The sequence below is a fragment of the Pseudomonas sp. S4_EA_1b genome (assembly GCF_016307435.1).
In the GTDB taxonomy this organism is placed as follows: Bacteria; Pseudomonadota; Gammaproteobacteria; order Pseudomonadales; family Pseudomonadaceae; genus Aquipseudomonas; species Aquipseudomonas rhodesiae.
The window spans coordinates 1-18,694 of the sequence record NZ_JAEILC010000044.1; the positions used below are offsets into that span (position 1 = coordinate 1).

22 protein-coding genes and 2 pseudogenes are annotated in these 18,694 nt (G+C 59.4%); 7 read left to right on the forward strand and 17 right to left on the reverse strand.

What is annotated here, in order from left to right; translation table 11 throughout:
• The first annotated feature begins 292 nt into the window (after nucleotides 1-292).
• Complete coding sequence (locus YA0848_RS14545; RefSeq protein ID WP_169902527.1) at nucleotides 293-757, forward strand: thiol-disulfide oxidoreductase DCC family protein; 465 nt, start codon at nucleotides 293-295, stop codon at nucleotides 755-757.
• Between the two features lie 154 nt (nucleotides 758-911).
• Nucleotides 912-1,233: pseudogene (locus YA0848_RS14550) on the forward strand (GTP cyclohydrolase I); the annotation flags it as partial.
• 63 nt (nucleotides 1,234-1,296) lie between these two features.
• Here YA0848_RS14550 and YA0848_RS14555 read toward each other — a convergent pair.
• The 8 genes and pseudogenes from YA0848_RS14555 to YA0848_RS14590 form a co-directional block, all read right to left on the reverse strand.
• Nucleotides 1,297-1,740, reverse strand: a complete 444-nt coding sequence (locus YA0848_RS14555) for a DNA methylase (protein WP_169902526.1) — start codon at nucleotides 1,738-1,740, stop codon at nucleotides 1,297-1,299.
• A gap of 175 nt (nucleotides 1,741-1,915) precedes the next feature.
• Complete coding sequence (locus YA0848_RS14560; RefSeq protein ID WP_080758754.1) at nucleotides 1,916-2,287, reverse strand: ASCH domain-containing protein; 372 nt, start codon at nucleotides 2,285-2,287, stop codon at nucleotides 1,916-1,918.
• Nucleotides 2,242-2,589 (reverse strand): annotated as a pseudogene (locus YA0848_RS14565) (allantoin permease); the annotation flags it as partial. The pseudogene YA0848_RS14565 and the gene YA0848_RS14560, both read right to left, overlap by 46 nt.
• A gap of 111 nt (nucleotides 2,590-2,700) precedes the next feature.
• Complete coding sequence (locus YA0848_RS14570) at nucleotides 2,701-3,675, reverse strand: biotin-dependent carboxyltransferase family protein (RefSeq protein ID WP_169902525.1); 975 nt, start codon at nucleotides 3,673-3,675, stop codon at nucleotides 2,701-2,703.
• A complete protein-coding gene (locus tag YA0848_RS14575) occupies nucleotides 3,672-4,544 on the reverse strand; it encodes a 5-oxoprolinase subunit B family protein (RefSeq protein WP_169867839.1) in 873 nt (290 codons plus the stop codon). The genes YA0848_RS14570 and YA0848_RS14575 overlap by 4 nt, the downstream gene beginning before the upstream one ends.
• The gene (locus YA0848_RS14580; RefSeq protein ID WP_169902524.1) at nucleotides 4,541-5,914 is read right to left on the reverse strand and encodes an acetyl-CoA carboxylase biotin carboxylase subunit; all 1,374 of its coding nucleotides are present in this window, start codon (nucleotides 5,912-5,914) and stop codon (nucleotides 4,541-4,543) included. Before YA0848_RS14580 ends, YA0848_RS14575 begins: the two co-directional genes overlap by 4 nt.
• Before the next feature lie 10 nt (nucleotides 5,915-5,924).
• A complete protein-coding gene (locus YA0848_RS14585) occupies nucleotides 5,925-6,170 on the reverse strand; it encodes an acetyl-CoA carboxylase (RefSeq protein ID WP_034113616.1) in 246 nt (81 codons plus the stop codon).
• 94 nt (nucleotides 6,171-6,264) lie between these two features.
• Nucleotides 6,265-7,023: a 5-oxoprolinase subunit PxpA gene (locus YA0848_RS14590; protein WP_047882403.1), complete on the reverse strand. Its 759-nt coding sequence runs from the start codon at nucleotides 7,021-7,023 to the stop codon at nucleotides 6,265-6,267.
• 125 nt (nucleotides 7,024-7,148) lie between these two features.
• Here YA0848_RS14590 and YA0848_RS14595 point away from each other — a divergent pair, with 125 nt between their 5' ends.
• Nucleotides 7,149-8,066 carry a LysR family transcriptional regulator gene (locus YA0848_RS14595; protein WP_047882404.1) on the forward strand — a complete coding sequence of 306 codons (918 nt, stop codon included), beginning with the start codon at nucleotides 7,149-7,151 and terminating at the stop codon, nucleotides 8,064-8,066.
• 63 nt (nucleotides 8,067-8,129) lie between these two features.
• On the opposite strand, the gene cynS is transcribed toward YA0848_RS14595, so the two are convergent.
• Both cynS and YA0848_RS14605 read right to left on the reverse strand, forming a co-directional pair.
• Entirely contained in the window at nucleotides 8,130-8,600 is a 471-nt protein-coding gene (cynS, locus tag YA0848_RS14600; protein ID WP_034097671.1) for a cyanase, read from the reverse strand.
• Nucleotides 8,601-8,663: 63 nt separating this feature from the next.
• Nucleotides 8,664-9,320 (reverse strand): carbonic anhydrase, encoded by a 657-nt coding sequence (locus YA0848_RS14605; RefSeq protein ID WP_034097669.1) that lies wholly within the window; start codon nucleotides 9,318-9,320, stop codon nucleotides 8,664-8,666.
• Between the two features lie 99 nt (nucleotides 9,321-9,419).
• Between YA0848_RS14605 and cynR the strand changes: the two genes are divergently transcribed.
• Nucleotides 9,420-10,343, forward strand: a complete 924-nt coding sequence (cynR, locus tag YA0848_RS14610) for a transcriptional regulator CynR (RefSeq protein WP_169902523.1) — start codon at nucleotides 9,420-9,422, stop codon at nucleotides 10,341-10,343.
• Between the two features lie 103 nt (nucleotides 10,344-10,446).
• Here cynR and YA0848_RS14615 read toward each other — a convergent pair whose 3' ends face one another.
• A complete protein-coding gene (locus YA0848_RS14615) occupies nucleotides 10,447-10,596 on the reverse strand; it encodes a hypothetical protein (RefSeq protein ID WP_167389889.1) in 150 nt (49 codons plus the stop codon).
• 252 nt (nucleotides 10,597-10,848) lie between these two features.
• On the opposite strand from YA0848_RS14615, the gene YA0848_RS14620 reads away from it, so the two are divergent.
• Nucleotides 10,849-11,580 (forward strand): OBAP family protein, encoded by a 732-nt coding sequence (locus YA0848_RS14620; RefSeq protein WP_034099788.1) that lies wholly within the window; start codon nucleotides 10,849-10,851, stop codon nucleotides 11,578-11,580.
• A 24-nt stretch (nucleotides 11,581-11,604) separates the two neighbouring features.
• Nucleotides 11,605-12,429, forward strand: a complete 825-nt coding sequence (xth, locus tag YA0848_RS14625) for an exodeoxyribonuclease III (RefSeq protein ID WP_034097665.1) — start codon at nucleotides 11,605-11,607, stop codon at nucleotides 12,427-12,429.
• An 11-nt stretch (nucleotides 12,430-12,440) separates the two neighbouring features.
• Here xth and YA0848_RS14630 read toward each other — a convergent pair whose 3' ends face one another.
• Nucleotides 12,441-13,772, reverse strand: a complete 1,332-nt coding sequence (locus YA0848_RS14630) for an APC family permease (protein WP_169867845.1) — start codon at nucleotides 13,770-13,772, stop codon at nucleotides 12,441-12,443.
• Between the two features lie 131 nt (nucleotides 13,773-13,903).
• Here YA0848_RS14630 and YA0848_RS14635 point away from each other — a divergent pair, with 131 nt between their 5' ends.
• Nucleotides 13,904-14,035, forward strand: a complete 132-nt coding sequence (locus YA0848_RS14635) for a DUF2256 domain-containing protein (RefSeq protein ID WP_082036879.1) — start codon at nucleotides 13,904-13,906, stop codon at nucleotides 14,033-14,035.
• 26 nt (nucleotides 14,036-14,061) lie between these two features.
• On the opposite strand, the gene YA0848_RS14640 is transcribed toward YA0848_RS14635, so the two are convergent.
• From YA0848_RS14640 to gcvA, 5 genes are all read right to left on the reverse strand, one after another.
• On the reverse strand, nucleotides 14,062-14,976 hold the full coding sequence (locus tag YA0848_RS14640; protein WP_169902522.1) for a tetratricopeptide repeat protein: 915 nt from the start codon (nucleotides 14,974-14,976) through the stop codon (nucleotides 14,062-14,064).
• An 81-nt stretch (nucleotides 14,977-15,057) separates the two neighbouring features.
• Nucleotides 15,058-15,633, reverse strand: coding sequence for a DedA family protein (locus YA0848_RS14645; RefSeq protein ID WP_047882408.1), 576 nt, complete (start codon nucleotides 15,631-15,633; stop codon nucleotides 15,058-15,060).
• Nucleotides 15,634-15,784: 151 nt separating this feature from the next.
• Nucleotides 15,785-16,546 carry an SDR family oxidoreductase gene (locus YA0848_RS14650; RefSeq protein WP_169902521.1) on the reverse strand — a complete coding sequence of 254 codons (762 nt, stop codon included), beginning with the start codon at nucleotides 16,544-16,546 and terminating at the stop codon, nucleotides 15,785-15,787.
• A gap of 30 nt (nucleotides 16,547-16,576) precedes the next feature.
• Nucleotides 16,577-17,404, reverse strand: coding sequence for a DMT family transporter (locus tag YA0848_RS14655; protein WP_169902520.1), 828 nt, complete (start codon nucleotides 17,402-17,404; stop codon nucleotides 16,577-16,579).
• Nucleotides 17,405-17,433: 29 nt separating this feature from the next.
• Nucleotides 17,434-18,384, reverse strand: a complete 951-nt coding sequence (gcvA, locus tag YA0848_RS14660; RefSeq protein WP_052229562.1) for a transcriptional regulator GcvA — start codon at nucleotides 18,382-18,384, stop codon at nucleotides 17,434-17,436.
• Nucleotides 18,385-18,694 lie beyond the last annotated feature (310 nt).

Sequence of the window (18,694 nt, forward strand, 5' to 3'; positions counted from 1 at the left end):
GGCGTGGAATCCGCACTGTAGGCCCAAAAGCCCTGTCTGGGCGAGATATTGATGGCGAGGTGGGTTACATGACTGCAGCCCTGCCCTTTTTCAAACTTAGTGAATCTGTTACGCAAGCGTGTACGCCTTCGCATAGTTTGCCGCCACCAAACTTGATATCGAAATCGAAAGCACGGGGCGATTTACTCACGAAAGCAAACATGACCGTCCATAGCAGAGCGGAAAATAGTGCCCATTGTCAGCCTGTTGCTTTCAGCATATCTTGCACAAATGTTATACAAGAGCGTCCACCATGTACAAGAAAATGAATTGGCCACTGACGCTGTACTTTGACGGTGAATGCCCTCTATGTGCGCGCGAAATCAAGCTCCTGCGCGGGCATGCCGTTAAGGATCATCTGCTTTTCGTGGACATCAGCAACAGTGAATTCGACGCAAATGCACTCGGGTTCACGTTCGAGCAGATGCAGTCCTCGCTGCACGCCCGCTTCGCTGATGGACGCTGGATAACCGGCCTGGATGCCACCCTGTGGAGCTGGCGAGCCGCCGGCTTGGGCTTTTGGACAACGCCACTGACTTGGAATGTACTCCGCCCGCTGCTTGAATTCGGCTATCGCCTTTTTTGCCGTATACGCCCCCATTTGGCGTGGTTACCTCACCCAGATAGCGGCAGCCGCTGTGTCGATAACCGTTGCGTAGTGCCGGCGTCAAAACCCGCATCAGACGAGCAGTCCACTTTGAAAAATAAGCAGACCTAGACAGCTTCGCCTTGTCATGTCGCAGACGCATAAGCTGGGTCATAGCTGATCCGGCGAAGCCTGTGGCATCTGCGTCAGATAGTGCGCAGTAGATACTCTCCTACCACCAAGGTTTGCCGACTCATAAAGCGCAGCGTCGCTGATGGGATTCAAGATGAACCCATCATCAGTCGAACATTATCGTGAGATTCTCCTCGGCGTAGATGGGAACCCTGAGCGTGAAGAACTGCTGGATACCCCCACAGCGCGAAGCCAAAGCGATGCAGTACCTGTGCAATGGCTACACACTGAGTCTGGAGGAATTGATCAATGGCGCATTGTTCGAATCGCAAAATGATGAAATGGTCATCGTGCGCGACATCGAACAGTGTTCATTGTGTGAGCATCACATGCAGCCCTTCATCGGCAAGGCTCATGGAGCGTACATCCCCACTCGAAGGGTACTGGGCCTGTCGAAGATAGCCCGAGTGGTAGATGGCGTGCGAGTTATCATTGACTTTACCTCGCTGCAAGCAATCGGAAGGCACTGTGAGTGAGAGCTATGCCGAAGATTCGAAGAGCACCGCAGCCGCTTCCCTCAGAAAAATTTCAATAGTTTTTGGCCCTATCCCTTCGAATTCAGACAAGCGTTTTTCGAACGCGCGACGATCGGCGCTAGCCGCAACAATGTTGCTGACCTTGCCATCGTATTCAGTATTCACTTTGTTAGCTAATGCGAGTAACCGCGACGACGTAGTCTCGTCGTAACGCACGTAGTGAGCCTCTCCAAGCATTGTGACCAACTGGCGGTGAGTGCAGCTCGCCAGTTTGTGCGGCGTATCCCGATGGTGTTTCTCGACGATCACCCGGTACGCGTTAGCCGCAATCTGCCCCTGGATTCTTTTGCCCATCAAGAAACTGGCAAGCAGCCATTTGAACAACCCGGCTTCGTTCGCACCTTGAAGGTCGATTTGTAAGTCATGTGCGCTGATGATTTTGCTCACTGGTTCACCCTTTAAGCGACGATCTCTATATAGACCACCTTACTCTCAGATACAGGCGAGCTTGGTCTGAAGCAACCAATGCTGAGTCATCAGTTTTTCGTAAGCGCCTGAACAACCCACCTTGTGAAGTGCGCGCTGAGGAGTAAGCGTCTGACCAACACATCTTGCTCAATGTTCAGCGCCTGTCTGGAAGTAGGAAATCTACCTCGTAGATTCCCCGTGCCGCACGGATGGCCACAGGGTGTGTGACTGGCCTTACGTCACTCAACTCCCATGCGAGCCAGCCATCCTCAAAATAGCTTGCACAGGCCGCTTGCATGTCAGCGAGGATGAAGGGGCGCACGGTTTTCACGCGCACAATTGCGACGGCAGTACCGTTATTGTCTTCGTCCCCGTCGTTATGGAGAAAACGCCCGTTTTCCACAATCAGGAGATCCTCAGAAGGATCTAAGTCTGGATGCCAACGACGGACTTCGAGGATTTTCTCGCCAGAAGCGATTCGGCGTAATAGATCGCGGTCGAGAAAAAAATCAGCGTCGCCAGGCATGCCCCGGTGCTGCCGAACAACAGTCGTGAGAACAACGCCACCGACAAACCGCTGCGAATCGCAAAGCGGCTGAGAACGCTGTTGACCAATCCATAACTGATCACCGACAGGAGCATGCCGATCAGCGCATTGCGCGCACCGAACGACAATGCCAATGAAGCCCCCACTACGATGTAAAACATCGCACTGCACACCGCCCACCACGCCATGGTCAGAGACAGTCGCCCCATGCGCGCTTCGGTGGGAACAGGATAATGCGCCGGGTCTTGCCCGGTTTGACTCGATTGCGATAAAGCAGCCATATGCGTGAACTCCAAAACCAGTCAATGGTTGAAGCGCGGGCAGCCATCACCGCACCGAAGTGCGGCGTTGGCGTACCGTTTGGCATGGCCCGCGCTAGACGGCGGGCAGAATCAGGAAGGGAACAGCTTGCTCAGGCAGCTGAGTTTTTTCTTATAGGAACGTCGCGCTTCCAGCGCCTCTTCGAGGGTTACCGCAACAAAGCGGGCATTCTGGTTGGGTTGCATCTGGCCGATCAAATCGAGGTCGGCGCTGATCACCGTGCCAATCATCGCGTAGCCGCCACCGGACACCGCATCTCGGTGCAGCACGATGGGTTCGAGCCCGGCGGGCACCTGGATCGAGCCGATTGGGTAGCAACTGTCGACGATATTCGACGGATCGGAACCGGCTCCGAACGGCTGCTCTCGGGGCTGAAAGCTCAGCGCGCTGCCGCCCTTGAAGCGATAGCCGATGCGATCGGCTTCCGAACCGACCGTCCACGGCTCGGCGAAAAAGCTTTTCGCCGCCGATTCGGTCAAGCGGTGGTAGTACAAACCGGGCACCACTCGCAGGGTTATCTCGCCACCCAATGATTGCCGTAACGTCATGGGCAAACTGGCCCCGGCGCGGCTCTTGCCACTGGCGATGCCCACCGGCAACTCGTCGCCTGCAATCAGGCGTCGCCCCTGAAAACCGCCGAGCGCGCCGAGCGCATAGGTGGAACGACTGTTGAGCACCACTGGTACATCAATGCCGCCGGCCACCGCCACATAAGCGCGGGCACCAGCCTTGGGAAAATCAAAGCGCAACACTTGCCCGGCCTTCACGGTGAACGCGGTGTCGTGGTGCATTTCCACGCCATCGAGCCGAGGCGTCATGTGCGCGCCGCTGACCGCCACCAATGCATCCTGCTGAAACTCCAACTCAGGCCCGAGCAACGTGCATTCCAACCCCGCCAAACCGGCCGGGTTGCCGACTAATTGATTGGCCGCGCTCAAGGCGTATTGATCGAGTGCGCCGGACGGCGGAATGCCCAAGTGGTAATAGCCTTCGCGGCCCAGGTCTTGTACCGAAGTGGCGAGGCCGGGTTTGAGGACCTTAATCATGCCAACACCTCCTGCAGCGACTTGGGATAGCCAACGGGATCGGCGAGGAACGCGTCCAGCGAAAACTCCACCGGCCGAATCCGCAGATCAAAGCAACCGGCGTCCACTTCGGCCACCGCGTGGTCGTAAGCCTCACGGTCCATCGGTTTGAACTGCACGATGTCGCCTGGACGGAAAAACACCATGTGTTCTTTCAGGTACGCGAGCTTCTGTTGCGGGTCGTAGATCGGCGCGGGGGTCACGCCAAACATCTGATAACCGCCGGCGCCGCGCACCGAGTAAATGCAACCAAAGCAACCGCCATGGCCCAAGGTCAATTTCGGCGTGTCGGTGCGTGGGCGCAGGTACTTGGGCACCTGCAACTGACGCTCGCGCTCAACCATCTGGAACATGAACGGCAACCCCGCAACGAAGCCGACCATCGAGACAAACCACGGCGCGCCACTGTGGGCCGCGATGAACGCATCGACGTCGGCCAAACCATTGATGCGTGCGGCGTATTCCAGGTCTGTGGCGCTCGGGTCTTGGTGGCGGTCGCGAAAACGCATCAGGGTTTCGTGAGTCCAGGGATCGTTGTAGAGCACTGGAATCTCGATAATTCGCGTCTGTAAGGTGCGCTCGGCGACGGCTCCGGCCTCGGCGGTTTTTACCGCTTCAAGCAAGGTGTGCGGAGCGATGCGATCCGGGTCGAAACGAATCTGGAACGACGCGTTGGCCAGGCAGATATCGAGCACGCCATCCAGCGCCAGCCGCTCCACGGCGCGGGTGACGGCCAGTCCTTTAAAAAACGCGTCCAGGGACATGCTGTCGCTGACTTCGGCAAATAAATGCTCATCGGCGCCAAAGCTGTAGCGGATGGGCGTACTCATGCTTCACCTCCGCTGCGGCGCTCGGCCAGCCAGGTTTCCAGGGTGCCAGTGTGAAAGTCGGCGCTGTGCAGCCACGGTTGTTCCAGCAATTCACCGTGCAACGCCAAGGTGTTGGCCATACCGGTGAGCGTGGTGTTCGCCACGGCATCACGTGCGCGAGCCAAAGCCTCGGTACGATCGTGACCATGAACAATCAACTTGGCCAGTAGCGAGTCGTAGTATGGCGGCACGCGGTAACCTGGGTAGAGATGGGTATCGACACGAATACCCTCCCCTTGCGGCCAGATCAGCGATTCGACCAGGCCGGGGCTGGGGAAAAAATCCCGCGCAGGGTCTTCAGCATTCAGGCGCATTTGCAGGGCGGCGCCGTTGAGTCGAATGTCGCTTTGCTTGAAGCCCAGCGGCTCGCCGCCAGCGATGCGCAACATAGCCTGGACCAGGTCGATGCCCGTGATCAGTTCGCTGACCGGGTGCTCCACCTGAATCCGCGTGTTCATCTCGATAAAGAAAAACTCACCGGTAGTATCGTCATACAGGTATTCCAGGGTGCCGGCGCCCTTGTAACCCAGGGATTCAGTCAGGCGTACCGCGCTGGCGCACAGCGTTTCCCGTTGCTGCTGGCAGAGGACTGGCGATGGCGCTTCTTCGAAGATTTTCTGCCGGCGCCGTTGCAGCGAACACTCGCGCTCAAACAAATGCACGGCGTGCTGACCGTCGCCCAGCACTTGCACTTCAATATGCCGGGCCCGGCTGATAAACCGCTCCAGGTACACCGCGCCATTGCCAAACGCCGCTTGGGCTTCGCGCTGGGAACGGGGGAATTCTTCGCTCAGCTGCTCGGCGTTTTCCGCCAGCCGAATACCGCGCCCGCCGCCACCGGCCGAAGCTTTGATCAACAGCGGGAAGCCAACGGATTCGGCAGCCTTGAGCGCCGATTCAACGTCGAACAGTTCATCCGGCGAACCCGGCACCACCGGCACACCGGCGGCTTGCGCCGTGCGCCGCGCCTCGGCTTTATCGCCCATGCGCCGGATCGTCTCCGCGCTCGGGCCGACAAAAATGGCGCCGGCAGCCACCACTGCTTCGGCGAAGTCGGCGTTCTCCGACAGAAAGCCGTAACCGGGATGCACCGCGTTGGCGCCCGTGGCTTTCAAGGCGCCGAGCAATGCCTCGACATTCAGGTAACTTTTGTCGGCACGGGCCGGGCCGAGAATATGCACCTCATCGGCCATACGCGCAGCCTGGGAGTCGACGTCCGCCTCGCTGCACGCAGCAACGGTAGGAATGCCCAGTTCCTTGGCAGCGCGGATAATCCGCACGGCGATCTCGCCACGATTGGCAATCAGCAATTTATGAATGGCGTGAGTCATGATCGTGCCCTCACTCGCCGTCGAGTGTTGCGACGACTTGACCCGGTTCCACCGGATCACCGTCTTCTACCAAAAAGGCATTGAGGCGACCGGCCGTCCCGGCGGTCAGTTCGGAGAACTGCTTCATGACCTCGATCAGGCCAATCACCGTGTCGGCGCTGACCTGCGCGCCGACCTCGACGAAGTTCGCCGATTCCGGAGTAGCTTTGCGGTAGAAGGTTCCCGGCAACGGGGTGATTACAGTGTGTTCGGCCATGTCTGTTCCTCTTGGAATAGTTGTAGAAAGGCAGGCAAAAAGTAAATCGGTGAGTCAACCCTGGCGTCTGTGTGCCAGGTGTTTTCATTCGGTCTCAGCGCGGTGCTCGGACCTTTATGCTCGCGCCATCAAGTGCACGACGCGTGGCTTCGACCAACGCCAGGGCACCCGGCGTGTCGCTGTGCAAACAGATGGAGTCGAACTCAATCGCCAGGTCCTCGCCCTCGACGGTGCGCACCACGCCTTGTTGGCAAGCACGCAGCACTCGCTCGGCGACGAAGGCCGGGTCGTAAGCTCGCACGTTGCGGGTGAAAACGATGGAGCCGCTGAGGTCGTATTCGCGGTCGGCGTAGAACTCGCGGATCACCGGTTGCCCCAGTTCCGTGGCAACCCGCCAGATCACCGACTCGGGCATGCAATACAGCAGCAACTCCGGTTCCAGACGTTGGAGGTTCTCCACCAGCAAACGGGCAGCCTCTTCGTCCCGGGCCAGATGCATGTAGAGCGCGCCGTGGGGTTTGATGTGTTGCAGGGCCACGCCTTGAGCCCGGGCGAGTTCACGCAAGGCGCCCAACTGATAGAGCATGTCGTCGACCAGTTCTTGGGCCGGTGCATTGATGTGCCGTCGGCCAAACCCCACCAAGTCGCGAAACCCCGGATGCGCGCCGATGGCCACGCCCAGGCGCTTGGCCTGCTCGACGGTGCGGCGCATGGTGCCGGGATCACCGGCATGAAAACCGGTGGCAATGTTGGCCGAACTGATAAAGCCCATCAGCTCATTGTCGACACCATCGCCGATGGTCCAGGGGCCAAAGCCTTCACCCATGTCCGAGTTGAAATCTACTGCCTGCATGACGCTTGCTCCCGACGCTTGTGACTTCATACAGGCCAAGTTAAATTCCTGCCTACCCCTTGGGAAGATCTATTATCAGATAGGCCATCTTCTGAAAAACAGATACCTCATCGTCCGGAGTGCTAATGTCCCTGACCCTGCGCCAAGTACGCTATTTCGTCGCTACCGCCGAGATCGGGCAAATCTCTCAAGCCGCAATTCATCTGAATATTTCCCAATCCGCAGTGACCACGGCGATCAAGGAACTGGAAGGCATTCTCGGCACGCTGTTGTTCCAGCGCTCGGCCCAGGGCATGAGCCTGACCGACGCCGGGCGGCACTTTTTGAACCGGGCCTACGTGATTTTGCGCAGCGTCGATGACGCGTTGAACAGCCCGTTGCCGGATATCCGCGCCAGTGGCGTGTTGCGCTTAGCGGCAAGCTACACGGTGATCGGCTATTTCCTGCCGCACCATTTGCAGCGCCTGGAACACTGGCATCCGGACGTGGCGATTGAAGTCCATGAACAGGAACGGCAAGCGATTGAACAAGGCTTGTTGGAAGGTCGTTTTGATATGGCCGTGGTGCTCACCGCCAACCTCACGCACCCAGACATCGTTTCAGAGATTCTCTTCAACTCCGAACGGCGGTTATGGCTGCCCAGCCACCATCCGCTGTGCGAGCGCTCGGCGGTCAGTCTCGCCGACGTCGCGAAAGAACCCTACATCCTGCTGACCGTCGACGAAGCCGAACAAAGCGCCATGCGCTACTGGGAACATGCGCATCAGCAGCCAAACGTGCGGGTGCGTACCAGCTCAGTCGAAGCGGTGCGCAGCATGGTCGCCAATGGCAGCGGCGTGGCAATCCTCTCAGACTTGGTGCACCGCCCCTGGTCATTGGAAGGAAAACGCATCGAAACCCTGACAGTCACCGACAAGGTGACGCCGATGAGTGTCGGATTGGCGTGGCATCGCGAGCGCGAATTCAGCCCGGCAATGCAGGCTTTTCGTAACTATTTCCACGATGCATTTTTGGCGCCGCAACAGCTGTCTGCGCGCCGCTGAAACAGAAAACTCACCCTGAGCATGGCCCGAGCGCCTTGCGGCGTCGGGCCAAGGTTCACTCAATCAGAACGGTTTGGTAGGCAGGTACTTACCGTCCAGCGTGATGACGGCACGCGAACCGCCGTCTGGATCTTCCACTTTTTTGACATCCAGTTTGAAGTTGATCGCGCTGATAATGCCGTCGCCAAACTTCTCGTGGACCAGCGCCTTAAGCGTGGTGCCATACACCTGAATCATCTCGTAGAAGCGGTAGATGGTTGGATCGGTCGGCACGCCGTTACCGATGCTGCCGCGTACCGGGATGGTTTGCAGCAGCAGCACGGCATCCGCATCGAGGCCCAGGGTGTCGGCGACGACTTGGGCGGCGTTAGCCGGCAGCGGGTGCTGGCCAAGCAAGGCGGCGGTGACGAAGGCTTCGTGCAGGCCGGTGCCTTCGGCGATCTGGGCGAACGATAGGTCTTTACGAGCTTTGGCCAAGAGGATGACGTCGGTCAGGGCAAGGCGAGTGGTTTGGCTGATTTGCGACTGGATCATGGGGATTTCTCCGTGGGTAAAAAAGGGGCATAGGCTTACCTGCGATACAGGTACCTGGGAACTTCAGTTGGAGCGAGGTGTTGCCGGGATGTCGGCGCTCACTGGGTAGTCGGCCAAGGCCACGAACGTGCCGGTACGGCTGTCGAAAGCCTGGATGCAGCCGCTTTCGATGTCGTAGACCCAGCCATGCAGCGTCACGCGTTTTTCTTCAAGGGCCAGGCGCACAGACGGGTGCGTCTGGAGATTGGCCAACTGTGCGATCACGTTTTCGCGCACCATGGACGCGACTTTGGCGGGCTGGTCGACGTGCTGGCGTGCTTCGTTGACCACTCGGCCGGAATCGGCGTAGCGCAACCAGCCGGCCACTGCAGGCATATGGTCCAGGCAGGTGCAGGTGGCGATGGCCGTCATGGCGCCGCAATCGGAGTGGCCGCAGATCACGATGTCGCTGACTTGCAAGGCGGCGACGGCGTATTCCACCGAGGCCGACACGCCGCCCGGCTCAGGGCCATAGGACGGCACGATATTGCCGGCATTACGGATCACAAACAGGTCGCCCGGCTCACGCTGGGTGACCAGCTCCGGCACCAGGCGGCTGTCGGAGCAGGAGATGAACAACGCACGGGGGTTTTGCTGATTGGCCAGGTCTTTGAACAGACCGGCCCGCTTGGGAAAGGCATTGCGCTGAAACTTCAGAAAACCGTCGATGATGTCTTGCATGGGGTAACTCCTTTGGCTCGCATTGCGATGAACCAAGGTTACGGCGCCCTTAAAATAAGGTAAAAGTCTTATATATGATCAACTGCATCAGATAATCTTATGGAAACAAACAAGCTCGCACGCCACCTTCAATACTTTCTCGCCGTCGCGGAACATCAAGGTTTCACTAAGGCGGCAGCGGCCCTGCATGTCTCGCAACCGGCGCTGTCACAGCAAGTTCGACAACTGGAAGAAAGTCTGGGCGCTCAGTTATTTGATCGTTCAGGGCGCAAAACCCGCCTCACCGACGCCGGTGAGGTCTACCTGCGTCATGCGTTGCGGGCGGCGCAGGAGCTACAGCAAGGCAAACGGGCCATCCACGATGTGGGCGATTTGAGCCGGGGCACCTTGCGCATCGCCGTCACACCCACCTTCACCACGTACCTCGTTGGGCCGTTGGTGGACGCCTTTCACAGTCGCTATCCCAACATCACGTTGACCGTGCGTGAAGTTGCCCAGGAACAAATGGAGAACCAACTGCTGGCTGACGAGCTGGATGTAGGCATCGCCTTTGACGAGGTACACGCGCCCGACATCGACGCTTACCCCTTGCTGGTGGAAACCCTGGCGCTCGTGGTGGGCAGCCAACACCCGTTGGCAGGCCGGTCGTCCATCGGGCTGGAAGCGCTGAACAGCGAATCACTGATTATGCTGAGCAAAGAGTTCGCCACCCGCGACCAGATCGACCGCTATTGCAACCAGCACGGTATCCGCCCGCGTGTAGTCATGGAGGCCAATGTGATCGGCGCCTTGATTGAGGTGGTGCGCCGGACTGCCTTATCGACACTCTTGCCGGCTGCGATTGCACGGGCCCATCCCGAGTTGGTGGCGATTGAGCTGGCCCCGCAGCGCTTGCAGCGCACGGCGGTGTTGATGCAGCGCAAAGGGGTGTATCCCTCGGCGGCGGCGCGGGCGTTTATCGACGTGGCCAAAGCCGTGGCCGTAGCCCTGAATAATCATGAACGGGCAAACGCAGCCGATTGAGGGCGCGTGGGCTGGCCTGCGAGCGCGCTGCGGGCTCCTCACTCCTCGTCCATGGCCGTACCCGTACCTTGCAATCACCCCCATAACACGATGACTCGCCTTGTCACTTATGCTCATCCGCCTTGCCTTCTTGCATCTGCACAGAAGATTTGGTCGTACTGCTATTGCCTTTAGTGGCGTTGTCCGAGCTGTCGAAGCAGCCATGCAGCAGGAACAGGCTGCACACACTCAAACACAGATATAACTTCTTCATGATCGTTTACCGGATTAATAAAGCGACGTGTGATGGCGTGCGCTTCGCATGCGCCAGCCCCTTTTGGTCTGGCCGGCCGCTCGCAGTTTATGTTCAACAAATGTGCTCTGGGCCTGATGAACGGTTGACCTCGCGCGTTGTATGACTCGGCCTAAGAAACTTTCCCGGAGTACGGGTTATCCATAGGAATGCACTCGACTCAACGGAAAGGACTCAAACATGGCGGGCATTCAAACAATCCCTACACTCAAAATGGCCTGTGCAAGCGCAATGGCGCTGCTGCTCGGCGCCTGCGCGGCTGGCAATTCGGCATCCAACGTGGTCGCACCTGGCGATGCCTCTTCGACCACCACGCGCTCCCTGGACGCTGGCGCAGCGCTGTTGCAGTCGCGTCCCCCGATTGAGGCGTTGAACGCCTACCTCGACGGTTTCCATTTCTACAACGGTCAGATGGACGTGCAAATGGAGGCGCATCATTACTGCGCGATCCTCAACGAAGAGGTGATCCAGTGTGTGATCTACGATGGCAACCGCAAGGACGCTAAGTTGATGGGCGTGGAATACATCATCAGTGAGCGCTTGTTCACCGGCCTGCCCAAGGCCGAGCAGGCGCTATGGCACAGCCATGTGCATGAGGTGAAGTCCGGCCAACTGGTGGCGCCTGGCATTCCTGAGGTGGCCGAGCATGCACTGATGGAAAAGCTCGTGCACACCTATGGCAAGACCTGGCATACCTGGCATACGGACCTGCATAAAGACCTGCCCTTGGGTGTTCCCCAGCTGATGATGGGCTTCACCGCCGACGGCCAGGCCGACCCACAGAAAGTCGCCGAGCGCGACCGTCGGTTCGGCATCGACAGTGCGCAAAAGCGCAGAACCCGCGCCGACATACCGACGCCTACCGTGGCACCGGGCGCGGATGCGTGGCGCGAGGGGCAGGTATTTCAGATAGCTGACCCTACCCGCACGCCCCATCAGCACTGACGTCACCGGTTGAGGAGCCTGGCCATGCACCCTCTCAAGATCGCCACATTCAATGTCAATGGCATCAGCGCGCGGCTGCCAAACCTGTTGCGGTGGCTGGAGCGGGAACGTCCGGACATCGTCTGCCTGCAGGAGTTGAAAGCGCAGGACAACGCCTTTCCTGCCGAGGCGCTGGAGCACGTCGGATACGGCTCTGTGCACCATGGGCAAGCTGCATGGAACGGGGTGGCTATCCTGGCGCGCGACGCCGAGCCGCTGCTGATTCATCGAGGTTTGCCAGGGGCCGATAACGATCCCCAGGCCCGCTACCTGGAAGCGGCGGTGCTGGGCGTGGTCGTCGGCTGCCTGTACTTGCCCAACGGCAACCCTCAGCCTGGGCCGAAATTCGACTACAAACTGCACTGGTTCGAACAGTTGATCCAACACGCCCAAACCTTACAAAGCAGCGAGCACCCGGTGGTGCTGGCCGGGGATTACAACGTGGTGCCCACCGATCTGGATATCTACAACACTCGCTCATGGCTCAAAGATGCGCTCCTTCAGCCGGAAACCCGCGCGTGCTACCAGAAGCTGCTGGATCAAGGTTGGGTCGACTCGTTACGGCACCTGTATCCCGATGAGCGCGTATACACGTTCTGGGATTACTTCCGTCAGCATTGGCAGACGAATTCCGGCTTGCGCATCGATCATCTCTTGCTCAACCCGGTGCTGGCCTCGCGCCTTAAAAACGCAGGCGTCGATGCCTGGGTGCGCAACGAAGAACATGCCAGTGACCATGCGCCTGTGTGGATTGAAATCAGTGCCAAGCCGCGGACGCACAAACGTACCCGCCGCACCAGCACAAGGTGACCCTTATCTCTTTAGCTCGGTGATGCAACGGGCGTCGCCAGACGGTTGCAGCCATACAACATAACCCCAAGCAGCATCAGCGCACCGCCCCGCAGCCAGGTGTCGAGGCTTTGCTGGCTGAGCAGAACCAGGCACGACATGATCGCTAGCACCGGCACCCAGATCGGCACGCGGAAGTAATCCCTGTCGACACGGTCCCGACGTAGCACCAGCACGGCCAGATTAGTGCTGAGGAACACAAACAACAGCAGCAGCACCACCGTTTCGGCCAGGGCCGCGAGCGTGCCGGTGGCGGTCAGTGCCATGGCCACGCCGCTGGTGGCCAAGATCGCCACCAGCGGCGTACGGCGTTTGGGCAGAACCCGCGACAATGGCGCCGGCAGCAACCCCATGCGAGCCATTCCGTACGCCAGGCGGCTGGCCATGATCATCGTCAGCAGTGCGCCATTGGCAACCGCCACCAGGGCAATGAAGGCGAATAGTTGGGGCGGAATGTTCAGGCCCGAAGCCCGCACCACTTCCAGCAGCGGCGCTGAGGTAGCCATCAGTCGGTCCGTCGGCAGCACCACGGAGGCAGCGACTCCGACCGCCATGTACACGATACCGGCGGTGATCAATGCGGCGAACAGTGCGCGCGGATACACGGTGCGCACGTTACGGATTTCTTCCGCCAGGTTGGCCGAGGTCTCAAAGCCGACAAACGAATAGAACGCCAACAATGCCGCCCCCAATACCGCGAGCATTGGGTTCACGCCAGGCTTGAATTCTACGGCGCGCCCCAGGTTCGCCTCACCGGCCTGGAAACACCAGCCCGCCGCTATCACCACCAGCAACAACCCAGACAACTCAATACAGGTCATGACCATATTGGCGCCCAGGGACTCTTTGATACCACGCGCATTGAGCAATGCGATCACCGCCAGGAACACCAAGGCCGCCAAGGTCGGTGGCACCTCAAAAAACGCCGCCAGATAGTCGCCGGTAAACGCCAGGGACAGCCCCGCCGCACTGGTGACCGCGGCCGCGAGCATACTGAAACCCACCAGAAACGAAACCAGCGGCGACTTGAACGCCTTCTCAGCGAACACCGACGCGGCGCCGGCGTGGGGGTATTTGGTCACCAGTTCCGCGTACGAGCCGGCGGTGAGCATGGCGAAGAACAACGCCACCAGCAGCGGCACCCAGATCGCCCCGCCCACTTGCCCGGCAATGGTGCCAGCCAACGCATAGACACCGGCGCCCAGCACATCGCCAAGGATGAACAAAAACAGCATCGGTCCGGTGACGGCGCGGCGCAGTGACGGCTTGGAAGGCGAAGCGTTGCTGAGGCTGGAATCAGTCATGGGCGGCTCTACGGGCGGGTTGCACTGTGGATTCAGCCGGCGTGAGCCGGCAATAGCAAAGTTGTTTAAACATGGAAAAGCTTTACGCTGCCATAGTTCATTTATTTGCTAATTCCAAAGCCGTAAGAGCCATGAAAAAGAGTGATCTGCCAGTCAAGACCTGCGCCACATGTGGCCTGCCTTTCACCTGGAGAAAGAAGTGGGCGCGTTGCTGGGACGAGGTACGTTATTGCTCGGAGCGCTGCCGACGCAACAAGCCCTGAGCATGACCTTGGTCAACGCTGGACGATCAACTGCAGGGCTTACGGCCGCATAGCCAATTCCGGTAAGGCTTGTGCTGCGGGTCCTGCACCGTAAAAAGCAGCGGCGCCTTGATTTCCAGCTCCCCCGAACTGTCCGTCAAGGGCGCGGATTCGCCCATGGTCACCCGCGCGGCGGCCCTCATGACCCACTGATCCACATTGGCATCCCCCGATGGCTCGACCATTGTCACCTGAGGGGCGCCACTGTCTGACTTGAAGCGGTAGGACAGCGTGACGCGCTTGGCCTCGCCTGTGGCGTCAACGGCCTCGAACACTTCACCCACTGCCATCCGCCGCTTTTGTAAATTGACGAAGCTGCTCAGCCACATCTGCTGATAACGTTTGGCCTGAACCTCAGTGAGCGGCTGGCCGGCTTTACGCAAACGGTTCATCGCCAGCCAGGCCTCATCGCCACAGCGTTCGGAGGCCTCCAGATATAAGGCCAGGGCGCCAGGCAGGTCCTGCGACCCTCCTTTGCCCTCCTCCATCAAACGCCCCAACGGTAGCGCAGCGTTCTTACCGGAAAGACGGTAGAACGTACGCGCCCTGGCGTAATCCACCGGCTCACCTTCGCCGCGCTCGGCCATCTGCCCGAGCAGCACATTGACAGCCGGGTCTAACTTGGCGGCTTCGACGAACAAGGCGTGGGCCTCGCGAAAGTCTTGATCGACCCCATAGCCACCCTCCTGATACAGCTTGCCCAAGATCGCCATGCACGTAGCATTGCCATACTCGGCATAGCGCTCGATATAGCGCAGATTGTCGCGCTCAAACGGTTTCTGGCCGGCAATCCACATGCAGCGAAAGCCAGTCATCGATGAGTCGTAATCGGCGGGTCGGGTCAGGCTTTTACAGCCCATGATGGTGCTCAACAGCACCAGAAGCGTCAGGGTCTTTAACATAGCGTCCATGCATCCGGTTGAACGGGAAAACGGCATTATGCCAGTAATGACTGGATTGGCTTTAACCCTAGAAGCCGCGAGTCAGGGTTGCTTGCGCCTGGATCGGTAATGGCGTATCAGCCCCACTGCCACCACCACGCCGACGACGCCTAGTGCAATGGGCAGTCGATAAGGTTTCAAGTCGCCCAGGACGCGTTGCAAAAACTCCCCAGCCCAATACCCTGCACTGGCAAACAGCGTGGCCCAGACCAGCGCGCCCACCGCATTGATGCAGGCAAACTTGAGCGGTGAAATCCTGCTCGCGCCAATCACCATCGGCCCCAACAAACGCATGCCATAGAGAAAGCGCACCGAAAAAATCGACACCGTGGGGTACCGATGGATCAACGTTGTGATCTTGTCGATGGCCGCTTGTTTTTTATGTAAGCGCGGCAACAAACGGTCGCCGAAATAGCGCCCCGCCCAGAACAGCAATTGGTCCCCCAACATGCCGGCGAGACTGGCGTAGGCGATCACGGGAAGCAACTTGAGCACCTGCTGATGCGCCGCGACGCCTCCCAGTATCAGAATGGTTTCGCCTTCCAGTAGGCAGCCGACAAAAACGGCCAAGTAACCATAGGTGGCCAGCAGGTGATTAAGGTCGAGGTGTTCAAACATGCGCGCGCATTTGCTCCATAACGGCTAGATATCTCGGGGCCAGTGCTGACAGGTGGCGACAGCACATGGACACAGCCGTGAGCGAGACGGTTCCTTCAACAGGTGATGAGCAGCCGCTTATGGGACATTCGCGCCAGCGCCGCCCCCTGCTTTATTTACCCCCGGTCACATCGAGAAAGGTGCCGGTTACGAAAGACGCCTCCGCGCCCGCCAGCCATAGAATCGCCCGTGCCACTTCTTCCGGCTGGCCGCCACGCCCCATGGGGATTGAGTCCTTGACGCGATCGACCCGCCCAGGCTCACCGCCACTGGCGTGCATCTCGGTGTAGATATGCCCGGGGCGAATACCGTTGACGCGTATGCCTTCCCGCGCCACCTCTTTAGCCAGCCCGATGGTGAACGTTTCGAGGGCGCCCTTGGAGGCCGCGTAGTCCACGTATTCATTGGGGCTGCCAAGTCGGGCCGATGCCGAAGAGACATTGATGACCACCCCACCAGGGCCATTATGCCGATAGGACATGCGCCGTACCGCCTGTTGGGCACAGAGTATCGGCCCGATGGCGTTGACAGCGAAGATGCGCTGCATCCGCTCGAAGTCGAGAGCCTCCACCCGTGATTGCAGCGCCAGTACCCCGGCGTTATTGACCAGGACGTCGATGCGCCCGAACTCACGGTCGATGGCTTCGAATAGATCGGCCACCTGGCGCGGATCCGCACTGTCGGCGCGCATGGCCAAGGCTTTGCGTCCCAGTGACTGCACATCCGCAACCACCGCCTGCGCCGCGGACTCGTTGCTGACGTAGCTGATGGCCACGTCATACCCTCGTTGGGCCGCCAGCCGGGCGGTGGCGGCACCCACCCCGCGACTGCCGCCGGTTATCAGGATCAAAGGGGCCTGCGAAACAGTGGTCATAGTGAATCCCTCTCTAGGTGATTGGCCGAGTCAGCCGATGATGATGGCGCCGCAGGCGATCACCACGCACGCCAGAATGCGGCGCGCAGTCAGCGCCTCGCCGAGGAACCCGTAGCCAATCAATGCTGCGAACAACACGCTGGTTTCGCGCAATGCGGATACTGCGCCCAAGGGCGCTTCGTTCATGGCGTAGATGACCATGGCATAGGCAAGCAAAGAGACTAGCCCGCCGAGCACCGCCGTCAGGGTGCCGGGCCGCGCGCGGAACAGGCTGCGGGTATCGCGCAGAGCGATGTAAACCATGGGCATCAGCACACCCCAGAGGGCGCTCATCCAGACGGTGTAGGCCATTGGCGCGCCGGAGAGCCTGGCGCCGATGCCATCGACAACACTGTAGGCGGCGATAAAGCAGCCTGTGCCCAGGGCATAGGGCAGGCTGGGGACCGAAAGCCGGCGCCCTTTGAACGCCAGCGAAATAATCCCACCCGAGACCAACGCAATACCGAGCAACTGGCCAGGAGCGATGGTTTCCCCGGCAAAAACGGCGGCCCCGAGGGCGATCAGCACCGGCGAAGAACCACGGGAAATCGGATAGATCTGCCCCAGGTCGCCGACCCGGTAACTGCGCACCAGGAACAAGTTGTAGCCCACATGCAGCAGCCCCGACAGCAGCGCATAGCGCCAACTTTCCACCGCAGGCGGCAGCATAAACACGGCAGCGACCGCGCAGGTGATAGCGATGGCCATGCACATCACCGTCATGGACCACAGCCGATCGGCACCGCTGCGCAGCAGTGCATTCCAGCTGGCATGCAAGAGCGCGGCGAAAAGGACGAGGCAGACCAGATGAATAGGCATGCCTCATTCTATTTACGCCGATGTCGGGACTACAGCGAAGTCTCCTCATCGAGGCATGAATGAACACTCATCATGGGCGCCTTCACGTCCCGCACTTTCAGCGCCTCACTCAGTAACCATTGGCGAAAGCTGACGATGTGCGGCAACGTTTCGACGCCTTTGGGGCACACGAAGTAATAAGCCAGCGGTGATGGAAAATGCACGTCGAATAGCCGCACCAGACGGCCGTCGCTGATTTCCTTCTCGACATGCCCGCTGCGCACCAATGCCACGCCTTGGCCAAGCAATGCCGCCTCGACCGTCATGTTGGTATCGCCGAATCTGACACTTTCCCTAAGCGGCAGATACACCAGCCCCAGCGCCTCGAACCACGCCTCCCATTTGGGCGCCAGTTCTGCGCCATCACGGGCCAACAGCGGAAAATGCAACAACTCGCCGGGGCCCAGCGGTGTCCCGACGCGGCGCAGCAATTCGGGACTGGCCACGGGAAATACCTGTTCCCCGAACAAGAACTCCGAATACAGGCCAGGGTAACTGCCCTTGCCCAGCCTGATCGCGACGTCTGCCTGGGCGTTGGAGAAATGAATAATGGCATCCGTGGTGTCCAACGACACCAGCAGCTCGGGGTGCAGGCGAGAGAGGTTCGGCAGGCGTGGCAGCAGCCATTTCAGCGCAAAGGAATAGGTGGTGCTGACGCTGAACCGAACCCTGCCCTTCTGCTCGCGCAGGTCGCTGAGCGTCGCCTCCAGGCTCAAAAAAAACTCGCGCACGATAGGCGCCAGGGTAGCGCCCGCCGCGGTCAGGCGTAGCGCCTTGCCACGCTCGAACAACTGCACGCCCCACAGCGCCTCAAGATGCTTGAGCTGGTGACTGACGGCGCTTTGAGTCACATGCAGTTCCTGCGCGGCGGCAGTAAAGGTCGGGTGGCGGGTAGCGACTTCAAAAGCGCGGAGTGTCGCGGTGGGTGGCAGGTCTCTCATCAGGGCGTATCCAGCGAGTCGTCAGAGGGCGTTGCATGAACGTTAGCTCATCATAAAGCCAAGCTCATTGAATAATCTCGCCATTGAAGCCGCCCAAATACCTCACTCTAGGCTACAGTTCATAATAGTGGCATTTAGACATAACCGTCCGTCACCTGCTGGTCATAAACCAGACGGAAGGCACACTGCCGAGTCTAAAGTTGCGGCACATAGGGCAGATAACCCCTATGTTGTTTATATCCGCAGTACTGTTCAAGGATCGAACTATGACCCCGCCTCCTTCCAGCCGCACTTCCCTCTCCGGTCATCC